Origin of the sequence: Sphingobacterium sp. UBA7631 (assembly GCF_002483935.1) — a bacterium.
GTDB lineage: Bacteria > Bacteroidota > Bacteroidia > Sphingobacteriales > Sphingobacteriaceae > Sphingobacterium > Sphingobacterium multivorum.
Genome location: NZ_DLIX01000011.1, coordinates 36490 through 52312 on the forward strand (window position 1 = coordinate 36490; position 15823 = coordinate 52312).

A 15823-nucleotide genomic window follows, 5' to 3' on the forward strand; every position below is an offset into this window, starting at 1 on the left:
ATCTGTAAAGATTTAGGAACACATGCCTGCTCCTGGAATATTTTCTAAGGGAACATATTTACCTGAAAGCTATGCTGGTTGTTTTCATACTGGTAGACGATCGCAAAACCATAGAGGTGACAGATAGCCTGCACAATGGCCAGCCCCAAGCCAGTACCTTTGGATGTTGCATCTGACTTATAAAAACGGGAAAATACCAGTTTAGCATCCAAGGCGGCATGCGTACTCGTATTGGACACGGTCAGTCCTTTGTTCGTTATACGGATATTCACCTCACCCCCCAATTTATTGTGGAACAACGCATTACGCAGGAGATTTGACACAACGATGTTGGCCAAAGCACTATCCATTTGTACACTCAGCTGATCTTCTTGAACAACAGTTATGCTTACCTTTTTAAACGCAGCAATAGCCTCCAACTCCGCCACAATATTCAGTACCAAGGCATTGAACGGAAGATCCGCGTTGTACAAAAATTGTTTATTCTCAATTTTACTCAGCAGCAACAAGGATTTATTGAGGCGAACAAGCCGCTCGGCAGTTGCTAATACCGCTGCCACAATCTCCGCCTGTTCCTGGTTTAGCCCCTCCGTCTCCGCCATTATTTCCAATTTGTTGATCATAATGGCCAACGGTGTCTGTAATTCATGCGAAGCATTGCCAATGAACTGTTTTTGCTGTTCATAGCTTTCTTCGTTATGGCGAATTAAGGTAGCGACAGCTCGCTCGAGATCTTTAAATTCCTGGATCTGCGTATCCATAGCAGGCTTCTCCTTGGTTTTGCCCAAACGGAATCGTGTCAACTGATCCAAGAAAGTATACAATGGGCCCCATAAACGTTGTATTACGACTTTATTGATGGATACGATACTGATGACCAACAGAATAAATAAGATAACAACGGAGTAAAAGAGATTCTTGATCAGATCACTTTCTTCGATCATCGAGTTGATGATCGAAAGTTCATAATAATGTCCTTGATGTTCAAATGCTGTCGTCAACATTCGGACGGGTTCCAGTTCCGGTTCGGGATCATCATCGTCCTGCATATACAGCATGGTGTCCTTATAAACATTTTGCATCTTAAGAGCTTGTTCTTCGGAGATTTGGCGCACCTTATAGTTATTTACCCCAAACTCCAAATCTGGAGCTACAGTGGGATTGTTGGAAAGTTCCTGAATAATGAGCCGTTTTTGGTTTTCGAGTTCCTCGTCGATATTATCGTGGATCACCTCCAGCATAAATAAATAGAACAGGGTCGACCAAAGCGCGATGACCACCAGCACAGAGATCGAAAGATACTTTAGCGTTTGGTTGGCTAATTTCATTTTTCGACAAGTTTATAACCAATTCCGTACACTGCTTCAAAATCCACATCAGCATGATTAGCCAAGAATTTTTTGCGTAAGTTTTTTATTTGTGAATAGATGAAATCAAGATTATCCGCCTGGTCCGTATTATCGCCCCATACATGTTCTGCCAGTGCACTTTTGCTGACCAGCCTATTTTTGTTCAATAAGAAGTAGTTGAGCATATCAAATTCCTTCCTATTTAACGGTACAGGCTCCTGCCCAATAAATAAGCAGCGTTCATTGAGGTCCAACACGATGTTGCCCATTTCCAACGTATGCTTACCTTCCCGTTGTTTCCTTCGCAGCACGGCTTTAATCCGTGCGTTCAGCTCCGCAATATGAAAGGGTTTTGTCAAATAGTCATCGGCTCCAAGCTCGAGTCCCTTTAGCTTATCGTCCAAAGAATCCTTTGCCGAGATAATGATCACATTATCGGACTTGCCTTCATTTTTGAGCTGATCGAGGATCTGCAGACCATTTCCTCCAGGCAACATGATGTCGAGCAATATACAATCGTAGTCATATACCGCAACCTTTTCAAGTGCTGCCCGGTAATCTCCGGCGGTTTCTACCGTATATTCTTCTTTGATTAATGACGCTTTGACTATTTCCCTTAACTCTTCTTCATCTTCAATTAGGAGTACTTTCATCTTACCTTCTTTAACGCAATGAGAACCTTTGTAAACAGCATCGATATGCCAACTATAAATGACAATTCACACACACAATTGTTTCTGACAAAGATACCTTGAATTTGGGAAAGATTTAGGAATACACTGCTGGCCTCCTATTTTAAACTGACATCCAGGTAAACCGAATGACGTCCGTAGGTATCATAAAACGGTTTATAAAGTACATCATCAATGTAAAATTCCAATGTTTCGGGATTCCCTTTAATCGACTTAGCAATATCGTTGGCATCTAACGTTACTTTACGCCAGTCTTTTCTTGCTGCAGGTTCCTGGGCTGCCAATAAGATTGGCCCATAAAATAGGCTGGCAATATTGGGTTGATCCATAACCGGGTCCAGATGAAACTGAAATGGCATTTTAAGGCTGATCACATCCCCGTCTTTCCAGTTACGGTTTAAGGTCAGGTAAGTTCCAGGCTTAGCCTTGATTTTTTGATCAACACCATTGATTGTAACAAAAAATCCCTTTGTTGCCCAGCTTGGCACCCGCACATGAAGTTCAAATTTGCCATTCCCCTTTATCTTAAGCGATGTTTGATCCGATTTCGGGAAACTTGTTTGTTGCTCGACGCTGATTCCGCGTTCCGTCCAATGTAAGGTAGAAGGAATATAGAGATTGACATACAGCGCCTGATCATCCTTGCTCCTAAAATAGATCGTATTCTGCAATTTGGTACTGCTTTCAATAGCCGTACCATTACAGCAGGTAAAGCCTTTCATATCAGCATTTCCAAACTGCTTGATAGATCCCGCGCGTAGAGGCACATGATACGTATTTGCTGGACTATTTTCTGCAACAGACGCTAAGATATGATTGTATAATCCACGTTCATAATAATCCATCAACTCTGCGCGCTGATCGAACATAAACAGGTCACTTGTCAATTTCAACATGTTATAGGTTGCGCAGGTTTCGTTCTGCCCGCCTGCAGAAAATCCATTTTCATATAATGTCGCCGGCTCGCTAATAAAACATTCGGCATTAGCCGGATTTCTTGCCCCAGCCACACCACCGATACTATACATATAATCGTTGGTGGCCCTATACCAAAAGTTGTCCGCTATTTTATAATATTGAGGCTCATTGGACACCCGATATAGTTCCATACTGCCCACAATTTGAGGAATATGCTGATTGGCATGTAGCCCTCTAAAAGTATCTACATTTTTGGCCAGTCCATGTGCATGCGCTGCGTTGCCGTAGAACATATCAATATTGTCAAATAAACGGGCGGTTTTTAAATAGTTCTCTTCACCCGTTATACGGTATAACCTTGCCATCACTTCATTCATCCCGCCAAATTCGCCGGCGATATAGGTATTCCACATTTTGATCAGTGTGTCGGTCGGGACTTGATTTAAACGCGTATACACCCAATTGCCCATTCCCTGCGCGATCTGCAATGCTTTTTTATTTCCACTTACCTCATAAACATCCAACAGGCCGGCCAAGATCTTATGCAGGGTATAATAAGGAGCCCAAATTTGGTTCTTCTGCCCGCCATATTTTGCGCCATGCTCGAGCATAATAAACTGATCCGGGGGATATGCACTGATAAAACCTAGCCCCCAGTTCCAATAATCTGTACGGATTCCATCGTCACTCAGGTCAGAATCATAAGCCGATTTACCGGGACCATAAGGTACCGAGGCAGGATCTGCGACATAGGCTTGCCCCGCTCCTTTCCCTTGCCTCGGCGCGCCCGACAACTTTGACAAGGCATAAAGCGCGTTGACCATGGTATCCATCTTCGCCAAAAATTTTGACTGGAGCGCTTTATCATATCCTGTGCTAGCATAAGCCTGTGCAATTGCCGTCAGGTAATGTCCTGTAGCATGACCACGCAGTTTGATATCCTGACTGTCCCACACTTCCAAAGGCTGCGCACCTGCCGGTTGCTTCTGCCCAAACGCGTGACGAAACATATAAAGGAATGAATTGGGATCCGATTTTGCCAATGTATCAATGAATTTATCCCGATTTTCAATAAACTTCGTTTGATGATGCTTTACATCCGTATTAAGGGAAACCTGATCCAAATGAAATGCTTCCAATTTTAAGTTAGGCAAGTTGGACTTTACCTTCCCTTTAACTGTAATGATGGCTTTCGGTTTCAGATCAGTCCCGGGAACACGCCCCGTGACTGTGTAAGCTGTTTGCTGCGAGACGGCACTATTGTCGGTTGGTGCAGGCCACAACACACGCACTTTCGGTCCTACCATACCGTCTTTATAGGTTCCGGCGACATAACTCGGCAATCGGGGCAGCTCACCAACCTCCGTTTCCACGGTCACGTCTGTTACCCCCGTTAAAAAGGCATTATAAAGCTCTGCTTTGTTCATTGGAAATCGCGGTAAGTCATCCTCAGCCTTACCCTTAGAAGTAATATCTTCACGAACACCCTTCAATGCATTTCTGTATACCATGCCGATCTGGTTTCGATTCAGTGGCACACGATAAATGCGAAAATCATGCAATAGTGCATTTAAACTTACATGGCCACCCAACAGGGATTTTCCGATGTATAAAGTCCTCTTACTACCCGTCTGTCCAAAAACTTCAGCCAACTCCTGTGGGATATCTTTAACCTCTCCAGCAGGCATACCATCTAAATACGTTTGCATAGCTCCTGAAGCTATGTCAACCACAATGGCCAGATGCACCCATTTGTTTAATGGCACAGCCGAAGACACGGCATTTTTTACGTCGGTCTTCTTTGGGGCGATTATCCCCATGTAGCCATTTTGCTGCGCTGTCCCTGTTGGTGTTCCAGCAAAATGCCGGGCGATGTCTTGTCCAAAATCGAATAAATACTGGCCAGACTGCGCGGCACGTAAGTACATCCAGCCTGTTATACTGATCGACTCGAGATCATTGAGCACTTGCGGTGGAAGTACGACAAAATCATCCTTTCCTCCTGCGAGCGACAGTACCTTTGTAAATTGCTTATCTGAAATAAATGAAGCTTTTGTGCCCTGGAATTTACCGTGTAGTCCATTGCGCGACCAATCTTTAAAATCACCATCAAAGACATAACGGGCCACCATGCCTGTCTCACCAATACCGTCCAAGATCTGATCCCCACTCTGCGCCACAGCTATAGCTGTCGTTTTGATAAAAATCGTAAGAATTGTTGCAAAATATATCGTATATCTTTTCATATCGCTATTTATTATTCGCTAAATGATTTAATGTTTAATGATCACCTTCTAGCTGAATGAGCGCTGTCACCGTATCTTTTCCTTTTATTGTCGTCAAAAGATGACAAACAAGATAAAAAGCAGCCTATTAAGCCTCCAAAGTCGAAGAAGATGTTTTGTATTGCTGTCTATTTGACATTTATAAAATTAATGAGTATACATCATTAAACATAGGTTTATTTTAGCCGATATTCTCCAGATTTTAACTACCGTCCGTCGCGTCTACTGTCGTCCACGGGCCCACAAATCCTCCTGTGCCCTAGCGGAGGTAACGCCACCACTATACTATGCCCATACTAAGCGCAGGTAGCAACGCCACTATAACTATGCCCATAAAAACCTATGCAAACTCAGCGCGCTATGATCGATTACTCCGTGGTATTTTGTATTTTAGATTCGATATGATCTACTATGGATAAACGAAATTCAAAAATTTGGGCACCAGTAATCGGTCTGGATGGCTTCCGCAAGGAACAGACTGCAGGGCGCGACGAACTCCTATTTAATGAACTACATGGCGAACGGCTCATAGACAAACCGCATAAGCATGACTTTTTTATCATAAATCTGTTCGATAAAGCATCGGGGGTTCATACCATCGATTCGATTGACCATGTCATCAAAGATCATCAGGTTCATGTGCTCTTTCCGGGGCAAATGCACAAATGGCATGTCTATGCGGGTACCATAGGTTATCAACTTATGATTGAACGATCTTTTTTTGAACACTTTGCTCCATTTTTCCGCTTTTCATTTACCAATTACCAAAACCATCCCGTCATTGACCTCACTGCAGATGCTTTTGCACAATTGCATTATGAATTTGAATCTGTGAAGCAGGAGTTAAAAAGAGAAAATTCACTTATTCCATTGATAACCGCCCGAGCGGGAGTCATTGCTGCGATTGTAAGCCGCGAGGCGGAGTCTGCCTTCACCGAATTCAAAGTCTATCAATCTGTTCCACGACTGGCGAAGTTCAATATGCTCATTGATGAATTCTTTAGGGAGCAAAAGCTCGTGGCTTTTTATGCCGAAAAGCTTCATATTTCGCCCAATTACCTCAATATACTGTGCAAAAAAAATCTGAAAATATCAGCCACACAACTTATTCACCAACGGATCAGCATTGAAGCCAAACGTCTTTTGCAAAGCACCGAGCGGTCCATCAAAGAAATTGCCTTTGAATTGGGTTTTGCAGATCAAGCTTATTTTTCGAACTTTTTTAAACAGCAAACCGGAGCAAGTCCGAGCGACTTTAGAGAAAATATTCATGTGGAGGGAGCACCTAAGTTCCTTGAAAGCAAAATCAAAAAAAGATAAATCACACAAAGAATGGCAGAAATATCCCAGCAAAAATGGGATACCGGCTATGTAACTTTGTAAAAGACTGGTAGACTTTTTATTCCGGTCACAAAATAACATAATAGGAAATCAAATGAAATCAACGGCCCTTTCTCGCAAGGAATTTATCAGAAACTCTGCTCTAGCACTTGCGGGTGCTACATTCATCCCGGGAATGCTATTTGCAGAAAATCGACATAATATGGCTCATCAAGGACTTTTGAGTGGCTACCAAGGTAAAAAAAGCTATACGTTGAAAAACGTGCTATTGGAAACCGGATTTGAGTACGATGGTGATGGTAATGTAACCGCAACAAAGACCGGTCTTTTTTCCATTCAGATCGCAAACGGGAAAATCAAAAATATCAGTGCCAACAGCAACAGTGCTGATGCGATCGATGCAAAAGGGCTTTTGATGCTACCTTCTTTTAAAGATATGCATATCCATTTGGACAAGACCTATTATGGCGACAAATGGCAGGCCGTAAGACGTGGCCCGGGGGGGGTAAAGGGTATGATTGCTCTTGAACAGAAAATGTTGCCCGAACTGCTTAAAAACTCTACCCATAAAGCAGAAAAACTAATCGAACTGCTACAATCCAAGGGCACTGCCTTTGCACGTAGCCATGTTAATATTGAACCCACGTCCAAACTAGATTCTTTACATCATCTGCAACTTGCGCTTGAAAATAAGAAAAATGGATTTGGCGCTGAATTGGTTGCTTTTCCACAACATGGTGTCTTCTATACCGATTCGGTGCCTTATCTGAAGGAAGCAGCGAAAACCAATATTGATTTTATCGGTGGGGTCGATCCCTTTTCTATTGATGGCGCTATTGAAAAAACAATGGATTTTACGGTTCAACTGGCATTAGATAACAACAAAGGAATTGACATTCACTTACATGAATCCGGAGAATCAGGTTTGAAAACTGTAGAATACTTAATTAATAAAGTAAACGAGAATCCTGTTCTCAAAGGCAAGACCTACCTCAGCCATTGTTTTGTGCTTGGTCGACTGGAAAAAGCCAAACAACAGGAAATGGCCGAGAAACTTGGTGCTGCACAAATCGGTATCGTGTCTACGATCCCATTCGGTGGCTTAATTATGCCTATTCCAACGCTTATGGAAAACAACGTTAAGGTCATGACGGGCAATGACAGCATTGTAGACCATTGGAATACTTTCGGGACAGGCAGTGTACTACAAAAAGCTAATCTTGCAGCTCAGGTATACGGCCAGGCTACCGAATTTGCGCTATCCCGTATGCTGAAACTTGCTACCGCGGGCCCTACTCCATTGGATGACAAAGGCAATATGCAATGGCCAAAGGTCGGCGACAGTGCAGATATTGCCTTCCTTGATGCGAGTTGTTCGGCAGAAGCTATTTCAAGAATATCGCCCGTAAAATCACTTATCTATCAAGGAAATCTAGTTTTCTAGCCCTAAGACAAAGCCGTAAACGATTCATGACTTCAGCTTGGTTCCCAAAACAACCCAGCTAAAAAACTATATCTCCTATGAAAACCAGAAAGGTTCGGGGTAATCATTACCTTCGGGCCTTTTATTTATGCTTTAAAACGCTTTATAATCCATGGTTCAATCCGATCGCTCAGTAGATAAGCAACAACAAGCATAAAACCAATAACAGCCGAAAGCAACAGGTATTTGTTTAAATAGGGGTGCAAATGGTTAAAAATGATAAAGCCGATGTGTTGATGGATTAAATACAGCGGATAGGTTAACATGCCAATTTTAACGAATTTCGGCGAATTGATCACCTGGAGCTTTTTACAGGAAACCAGCAACATAAGCAGGTAAAACACAACGATGGTCGCTCCAATAATATAAGAAGAAAAGTCACTGTGGAAAGTCCGTTCCAGCCAATGAATGCGCCCCACGGCACCATCGATGGAAATGTACAAGCACCAAGGTAAGGCCACAAAATGCTGGACTTTGGGCCCATGTAAAAAGAGCTGACAAAATATAATTCCAGCAATAAAGTAGGCGCTCCAATCGAGCAAAAAGAACTCGTGGAGTGCGTCATAAATTTCCGAAGGCCCAACAAAAAAGCGCACGCTGGACAATAGCAGCCAAAAATACACCAGGTAATCTAAACTTATTTTTTTAAATTGATTCAGAATAAGGAATAAGGCGATGATCAGGTAAAATTTCAACTCTACATAGAGCGACCAATAAGCGCCATCGACATCCCCCTGTCCCCATAGTTTTTGGACCATGGTTAGATTGGCCAATAGCTGTGTAAATGTGACATGATAACGTGGTGCGCCCCAAAAATAAGAAACGGTAAAAGTCAACAGCAAACAAATCCAATACATCGGATACAAACGCTTGAAACGGGAATAGCAGAACTTACGCAACGAAAGATGCTTGATGGAAAAAGCGATCACAAAACCACTGATGATAAAAAATAAGTCCACGCCCAGGTAGCCATATTTAAAATATTCTCCGACGCCATCGAAACCCAATAGCGACATATTTCCGGCAGCATACCCCCGATATAAATAATGATATAATACGACGGCAGATGCTGCGATAAAACGAAACAGATCGATTTGGTAAATTCTTTTGGACTCAGACATTTGGCTGCAAATATACGCTGTTTCCAGTAATTTTTCAGACAGGCCACGCTCCACCTGCTGCGATGCCCTCAACGGGGTTTTCCAGCAAAAAGAAACAGCCATCTCACTCAACTTTATAACATCATTATGTGACTTATCGACATTGCATTTCGAACAGTTGCTGAGTAACTTTACGAGAGTTTAATCCCAAAAATAGAGGAAATTATGAAAAAGAACCTATTTATACCCCTCATTGCATTTGCAGCCATATGTTTTGGAAATCAAGCCAAAGCACAAGTGACAGCGACCTCAACTCCGGTCACCGTCAACATCAATTTGACGGATGCCATTTCGATCACCTTGGGGGCCGCTCCTACTGTCAATTTTAATTATACGACAGCAGCCGATTATGCGGGCGCTAAGACAGTAGAGAAGGAGGCACACTTCACCGTGGTCAGCAACAAGCCTTACGATTTGACTGTTGCTGCAACAGCAGCGTTTGCGCCGGCAGGCGGACCAGCATTGAATGTTGTCACCGTAACTGTTCCACCAGCGACAGCGAATGGCGGAACTCCGGTTACCAACGTACCGCTCAGCACAACAGCAGCACCGTTGGTCAATAATTCAACAGCCACGACAGGCGCAACTTACACCGTAGATTATACGATTTCGAATCCAGCTTCTTTGCTTAATCTCGCTGCATCAGCCTATTCGACAACTGTTACTTACACTGCTACACAACGCTAATTAGAACGATAATTTTCTTTTGTGAGATATTATTTAACACTATTCGTCCTTTACATCTGTAATACCCTGATCTATGGACAGGGTATTTCAATTTCTCCCTCCCGCATTTTTTTCACTGGCGAGCCGGGACAGACGGTTTCTCAGGTGATTACATTTAGCAACACCTCGAACGCTGAGCTCTATTTTGTCGCCAACCTCAAAGATTGGGACCGCGATTCCATTGGGGTAAAAAAATATTATTCTCCGGGCCAAAAACAGCAATCAAATGCGGCATGGCTTACGCTCTCAGAAAACACGGTACGCCTGGCTCCGGGAGAGACCAAATCGGTGAATCTTTCTATGACGATCCCCAAAGACCCAGCTCCACAGCAGCTAAGCAACACCATGCTTTTTTTCACACAAGTGAAAGAACAAAAAGCAGCTGTTCAACATGGCCTTAATATGAACGTGCTTATTGAGGTAGGCATTCAGGTTTACCATACTCCTTCCGGATTAAATCCTGGAGATCTGGAATTCCTTGCTGTTGAGGATAGGCATATTATTCCAAGTCAGACGGGGCAATCTGTGCGCCGGATGGATATACATGTTAAAAATACAGGACAGATTAACAAGGATGCTTATGTGCGTTTTGAGCTAACCAATACAGAGACAGGAGAGGAAATCCCTATTAAGGCCGTCGCTATCGCGATGCTCCCGAGCTCGGATCAATGGGTGCAAATCGATCTTCCAGAGAAACTTGCCGCAGGACGTTATCTTGCCGTCGCCATATTAGATGCGGGCAGCCAATATGATTTAAAAATTGCAGAAAAAGAAATTACATATTAAGCGCAATGTTGCGGTTTGTTTCCTGGGCTTTTTTAGCTTCTCTGGGCAGCATATTCATGCACAAACGACGTCCATCACCTTACCGCAAGCCAATATACAGGCGAGAACCGACTATAATACGGCTATTAACGCGGGCAACTATACAAGTGTAATCACCTTACTTCCTTCTTTTTCCGTAAAATCCACTGCAGCAAATTTTACCAGCACGACAAGTGGAAGTTTTCCGGCCAGTTTAGTGCATATGAAACTTTCGAGTATTGGCAGTCTTGTATTACTTGGGTTGGGCACAAATAATGAAGTCGCCCTATCAACTAGTGGCGGTGTACTCTATGCGGCTGTGGCTAGTGTCGCTTCGGGCGCGGTAAACGCCAATGCACGCATTGCTACAGCGAGCCAGACCTGGACTGCAGGGGTATTTACAAATGATGTCAGCTTTTACACGCAAGGAGTATTGGCGGGGTCAATCTCTCCAGCAAGCTTCACGCTATCCATCACCATCCCCGGATTTATCATTCCCCCAAGCAGTATAGGAACAACGAATATAGCTGTAAACGATCTTAGTTTTTACCGTTCTGCCAATGGAATCAGCGCCAATCAGATTATACCAGTATCAAGCACCGTACCTTACGTCCCAAGTATCCGAACAAGCAGCGCTCAGTTTAGTTTTAGTACTGGCCTTCCCTACAATACATTGCCTGTTTCACCTGTCTCCACAGTGAGCGCCACACTAAGCGGAGTCGGCACAGCAACCGTGGCCAATCTGTCAACCAGTTATCAGGCACTGACAAGCGCTGCCGGAATAGCTGTTGCGACCAACAACAATAGCTCGATTACACATACCTATACAATCGGATCGGCCTTACTTAAAAGCAATTTTATACAGGCCGGCACCTATACTGTCCCTCTTACTTATTCCTGGAACAAGTCGTCATCGGCCACCTATCCAACAACACCGGTACAGGCGCAGGCCAGTGGGAATTTAACTATTGTGGTCAGCGACCTCGGAGAAATTGTCGCAAATCAGCAAACCGTTAACCTTCCTTTTACGACGACCAGTAATTATGTTAACGGAGTCAGTACAAATGTGCCCAGCCATTTAAAACTGAGTAAGACGACGCCCTACAACTTATATGTTCGTGCCACTACTTCCAGTTTTACCTCTGGGGTCAACAGTATTCCACTAAGTGTTTTGCGTATTGGTCCAATGACTGGCCAAACTGGAGTAAACACAGTTACCCTGTCCACAACGGCCCAACAGCTCATCCAAAATGCCGATCCCGTCATCGATCGCACACTCAATATGCAGTACAGCATCCCCGCTTCGCAGACCAGCAATCTGCTGGGTAAACCGGCAGGTACTTATACCGCGAATATCATCTATAGCTTTGTAGCTCCTTAAAATCTTTTAATGCCAACTTTGCGTCGTTGATCCCGATAACGCAAGGATGGAAGCTCATTCAGTCCCTCGGCTTTCACTTCTGCTTCGCAATTCGAATTTTCAATAACAAAAGGCATCCCTTCCGAATCAACCGTCAACTTATAAAAGCCTACAGGCAAATAGAAAATATATGCGCCGTCCTCGTTGGTCAATGTATTGTATTTCTTTCCCCGACGGTCAATGGCGGTGATGCGGATACCACTCAGATCAGGCTTAGACTCCAGGTATTTAGTGGCAATTAACTGTATTTTGCCCCTGGCAGATTTAGTTTTGATAAGGGGTATATCCACAGACTTGTTCTTGGTTAGCACAACGGTCGACGGTCCCTGTGAAATCCAGCCTTGATTGTTCTCCGCTTGAATTGAAAAAGAACCCGCTTCCATTTCAACAAATTTAACGCGTCCCTTCGCGTCTGTCATGGCTGCTTCCTTTCCAATTCGAATCAACACAGATTCCACAAATGGCTCATCATCATCCCGGATTCCATTGTTGTTCTTATCGTCAAAACAAGTCAACGCTAAGCTATAGCCTTTATAACTACCTGTCCGTCCAAAACTCTTTTCTATCCCCACTCTGATCTGCCTGTTGTTAAAGGAATAGCGATCTAGTGGCTGCGGTTGTGGCGGATTTATTGGATCTGTCATAAACAGTGATTTCCCTCTGATAAACGTATAAAAAATATCTGCAGTGAGACTCCAGTTGTCTTTCATTCGCCAACGCGCATTTCCATTGATGGACAAATTGTTACTCCGCGAAAAACCATAATAACTGTACATGGTGGCCAGCTGTACCTGTAGATTATGACCGAATGCCTCAAAATGTGTATTAGGTCCTAGCGAATACATGCTATAGTTCGAATTGGTATAGGTAGCCAAAAGATCACTCAAATAATAAGGATTGATCTGAACAAATGCATTAAAGCCAACGAGTGCATGGTCATAGTTACCCGATACCCGCAGGGAGTGAAAAGGAGCTATCGGCTTTTCAGCGGTATTTCTGTAGGTATAACCATAGTCGGTCTGAAGTGAGAAACGATGGGATTTCGTAAAAAAATTAAGGTCCGCAACGGTTCTTACTGAATTCGACTTCCAGTTTACGGCATTACTTCCCAGTCCTAACCAGCTGTGATAATCAGCACCTTGCTTCATCCAATAAGGCCGCAGATCAATCTTCAGTCGCCCAAACGCCGTACGATACCCAAGTTCATAAATTTCAATCCGATTACTATTGTTAAAAAAGTAATTCCGATCGCCAATTTGATACTTGGGCCGATTATCCATAAAGCTTATTCTGGCCGAGAGACTTTTGATGTCATCCAATGGAATAACAATACGTGAATCCGACTGCAGCAACCCTCGCCTAAGCCCTACATAATAAGGTGAGCTATAATAATTGGAACTTGAAATCTGGAACTGCTCAAAAATCCCATTATAATTTATGCCAGCAGCGAACGCCGCCTTTTGACCACCAATATCTACCCTTTCGATGCTTGTACCAGCTTCCCAGGTAAGATTTTGATTCTCCGACCAGTCTTTGTATCCTTTTCCACTGAGCAGGTGACTCCGGACATTTCGATAATTATCGCTACTATGCAAATATGCTAGGCTTCTTTCTTGATTTTTTTCAGATGTCGAGGCATACTTAAGTCCCAGGACCCCGCCTCCGGGCGAAAAAGTATTCAGCTGATTCCATAGGAAATAATTATTTTGCACAGCATATACACTAATGGATCGGGACTTATCAAACTTATAACTTGCCCGCATACCTCTGCCGTTTACATATTGATCCAGGTTTTCGTAAATATTACCAGCCTTCAGCCCCCATCTTTCAGTCTGATAATCGAGGTAACTATCGTACATCGTAAAAGCATGCTGGTCTTGAAAATAATCCATATTCATGCGATAGCTCAACGAAGTTCCCTTATTCAATTCAAGATTTCCATAGCCCTGAAGTTGATAAACATGGATATCCTGCCCCATACTCAGATAACGTAAGGCAGCCATATTGCTGTAGGGCTGATTCTGTAAGTTCATATCGGATCCAAAACGTTTCACGCTCCCGACGGTCATAATGTGGACCCGATTGGCGGCCAGTTGCTTGCCACCAGCCCCGATCGCCACCATCGACAGGTCGACATCTGTGGCCACTTTCTTGGCTCGCATATGGGCTGTAAATCGCAAAACAGATTGTCCCCCTGCCGCCAAGGTGGTTGGTAAAGTTTCCCCGATGATTTCAAGTTCAGAAGGAACATTTGCAAACTGAAGCTGAAATGTCAGTGGTACCAATCCCGTATTGACAGTACGCACCAGAAACTGTGCCTGCCCTGTAGATTGATCTATAAAATACTCCGGTTGTTCAGATTGAATCGATAGCGCTGCCTGAACATCCATTTTTGTATAGAAAATTTGCGGGGGCTGTATATTGACAGCAGCCTCTTTCGAACGCAGCCCGATACTAAATTTTTGTATTGCATCCGAGATCGTCCGCCGGTCGGTCATGTATTTCAAGGGAAAGCTTTTCGTTTCATGTGCCTTCAGCTGTATTAATGGTGGCAATTTGATCAATCCCTGCAATGCCTTCGTATCGTTGGACTCAGGGCTTAGTTCAATTGCTCGATCCGTGTAGTTAACAATAATTAATTTGTTTGAAAATGTTTGGGATGGCGTGATCCGAAGGGAATCGTATTCGAAATGATAGGCAATATCGTATCGTTGCTGACTTTTCGCTATGGATAAGAAAAGCGCAGTATAGCAGAAAAGAAACACAAAAATTAAAAGGCTTCTTATTGGCATCGCATATCATTCAAGTATCCATAAAAATCAGGCTAAATTTAAAGAGATCGAAATTTAGGCAGTCACATATTCATGTAACGAATTATTAAGCGGTCAATTGAGCGATCAGTTCACCTTTGCTATTAATCTGAAATTTTCTATAAATTCGCTTGATATAAATACGGACGGTATCCAAGGAAATCGCATATTTTTGGGCAATCATTTTATAACTAAGCCCCTCAATAATGCCATTGGCGATCTGCAACTCGCGCGCGGTCAACAGATTTTCAGATTGCTTGGCGCTGAACGCCTGCTCAATCAAAGCACGATTGACAGAAGGACTAATAAAAGAACCATTTCCCAAGGTCATTGTTATCGCGTTTTTTAACGATTGCAGACATGTCTTCTTCAGCATATAGCCCACAGCGCCTTGTCTAAAGCAACTACGCACCACCTTTACATCGCAATTATTGGTCAGTACTACTATTTCGGCACGTGGAAACAGGCTTTTAACCCGTTCAACAATCAAGCTATCTTGATGATCAATATCAATAATCATCACATCAGGGATTTGGTTGCGACGGGAAGAAGCAAGTGTATCCTGATCAAACAGTACATGTATCGGTATTGTTGATTCAGATTTATTGTTTCTGGATATATATTCCTTTGTTTGTATCCGCTGTTTCTCATCTATGTCAATTATCCCAACTGTAATCATGATATTTCACATTTTATTAAATTGAAAACTATAAGCTTAACTAATTCTCACGCTATATTCATCCCAGTCTGATCAACCTATTGTAGTAAAGACAAACCTGTCCTTAAAATTGTTTCTAAAGAAAAAAATAGCCAAAATAAAATTCAGACCCAATTA

General features: G+C 43.1%; 11 protein-coding genes. 5 read left to right on the forward strand and 6 right to left on the reverse strand.

Annotation, left to right across the window (positions count from 1 at the left end):
* Positions 1-44: 44 nt before the first annotated feature.
* The 3 genes from B3P16_RS22550 to B3P16_RS22560 all read right to left on the reverse strand — a co-directional run bounded on the left by B3P16_RS22550 (position 45) and on the right by B3P16_RS22560 (position 5205).
* Positions 45-1328, reverse strand: a complete 1284-nt coding sequence (locus B3P16_RS22550; RefSeq protein ID WP_286844445.1) for a sensor histidine kinase — start codon at positions 1326-1328, stop codon at positions 45-47.
* Positions 1325-2002 (reverse strand): response regulator transcription factor, encoded by a 678-nt coding sequence (locus tag B3P16_RS22555; RefSeq protein ID WP_286844448.1) that lies wholly within the window; start codon positions 2000-2002, stop codon positions 1325-1327. The genes B3P16_RS22550 and B3P16_RS22555 overlap by 4 nt, the downstream gene beginning before the upstream one ends.
* A gap of 137 nt (positions 2003-2139) precedes the next feature.
* A complete protein-coding gene (locus B3P16_RS22560; protein ID WP_286844450.1) occupies positions 2140-5205 on the reverse strand; it encodes a beta-L-arabinofuranosidase domain-containing protein in 3066 nt (1021 codons plus the stop codon).
* 450 nt (positions 5206-5655) lie between these two features.
* On the opposite strand from B3P16_RS22560, the gene B3P16_RS22565 reads away from it, so the two are divergent.
* Positions 5656-6564, forward strand: coding sequence for a helix-turn-helix domain-containing protein (locus B3P16_RS22565; protein ID WP_286770408.1), 909 nt, complete (start codon positions 5656-5658; stop codon positions 6562-6564).
* A 115-nt stretch (positions 6565-6679) separates the two neighbouring features.
* Positions 6680-8029: an amidohydrolase gene (locus tag B3P16_RS22570; protein WP_286844452.1), complete on the forward strand. Its 1350-nt coding sequence runs from the start codon at positions 6680-6682 to the stop codon at positions 8027-8029.
* 125 nt (positions 8030-8154) lie between these two features.
* On the opposite strand, the gene B3P16_RS22575 is transcribed toward B3P16_RS22570, so the two are convergent.
* A complete protein-coding gene (locus tag B3P16_RS22575) occupies positions 8155-9291 on the reverse strand; it encodes an acyltransferase family protein (RefSeq protein WP_286844455.1) in 1137 nt (378 codons plus the stop codon).
* 102 nt (positions 9292-9393) lie between these two features.
* Between B3P16_RS22575 and B3P16_RS22580 the strand changes: the two genes are divergently transcribed.
* Genes B3P16_RS22580 through B3P16_RS22590 form a run of 3 tightly spaced genes read left to right on the forward strand, consistent with a single transcriptional unit; the run spans position 9394 to position 12139 of the window.
* Positions 9394-9915 carry a hypothetical protein gene (locus B3P16_RS22580; RefSeq protein WP_286844457.1) on the forward strand — a complete coding sequence of 174 codons (522 nt, stop codon included), beginning with the start codon at positions 9394-9396 and terminating at the stop codon, positions 9913-9915.
* Between the two features lie 21 nt (positions 9916-9936).
* A complete protein-coding gene (locus tag B3P16_RS22585; protein WP_286844459.1) occupies positions 9937-10740 on the forward strand; it encodes a hypothetical protein in 804 nt (267 codons plus the stop codon).
* On the forward strand, positions 10715-12139 hold the full coding sequence (locus B3P16_RS22590; RefSeq protein ID WP_286844461.1) for a hypothetical protein: 1425 nt from the start codon (positions 10715-10717) through the stop codon (positions 12137-12139). Before B3P16_RS22585 ends, B3P16_RS22590 begins: the two co-directional genes overlap by 26 nt.
* On the opposite strand, the gene B3P16_RS22595 is transcribed toward B3P16_RS22590, so the two are convergent.
* Both B3P16_RS22595 and B3P16_RS22600 read right to left on the reverse strand, forming a co-directional pair.
* Positions 12136-14970 (reverse strand): MSCRAMM family protein, encoded by a 2835-nt coding sequence (locus B3P16_RS22595; protein WP_286844464.1) that lies wholly within the window; start codon positions 14968-14970, stop codon positions 12136-12138. The two genes, B3P16_RS22590 and B3P16_RS22595, sit on opposite strands and share 4 nt — an antisense overlap.
* Before the next feature lie 85 nt (positions 14971-15055).
* Entirely contained in the window at positions 15056-15667 is a 612-nt protein-coding gene (locus tag B3P16_RS22600; protein WP_286844465.1) for a LuxR C-terminal-related transcriptional regulator, read from the reverse strand.
* Positions 15668-15823 lie beyond the last annotated feature (156 nt).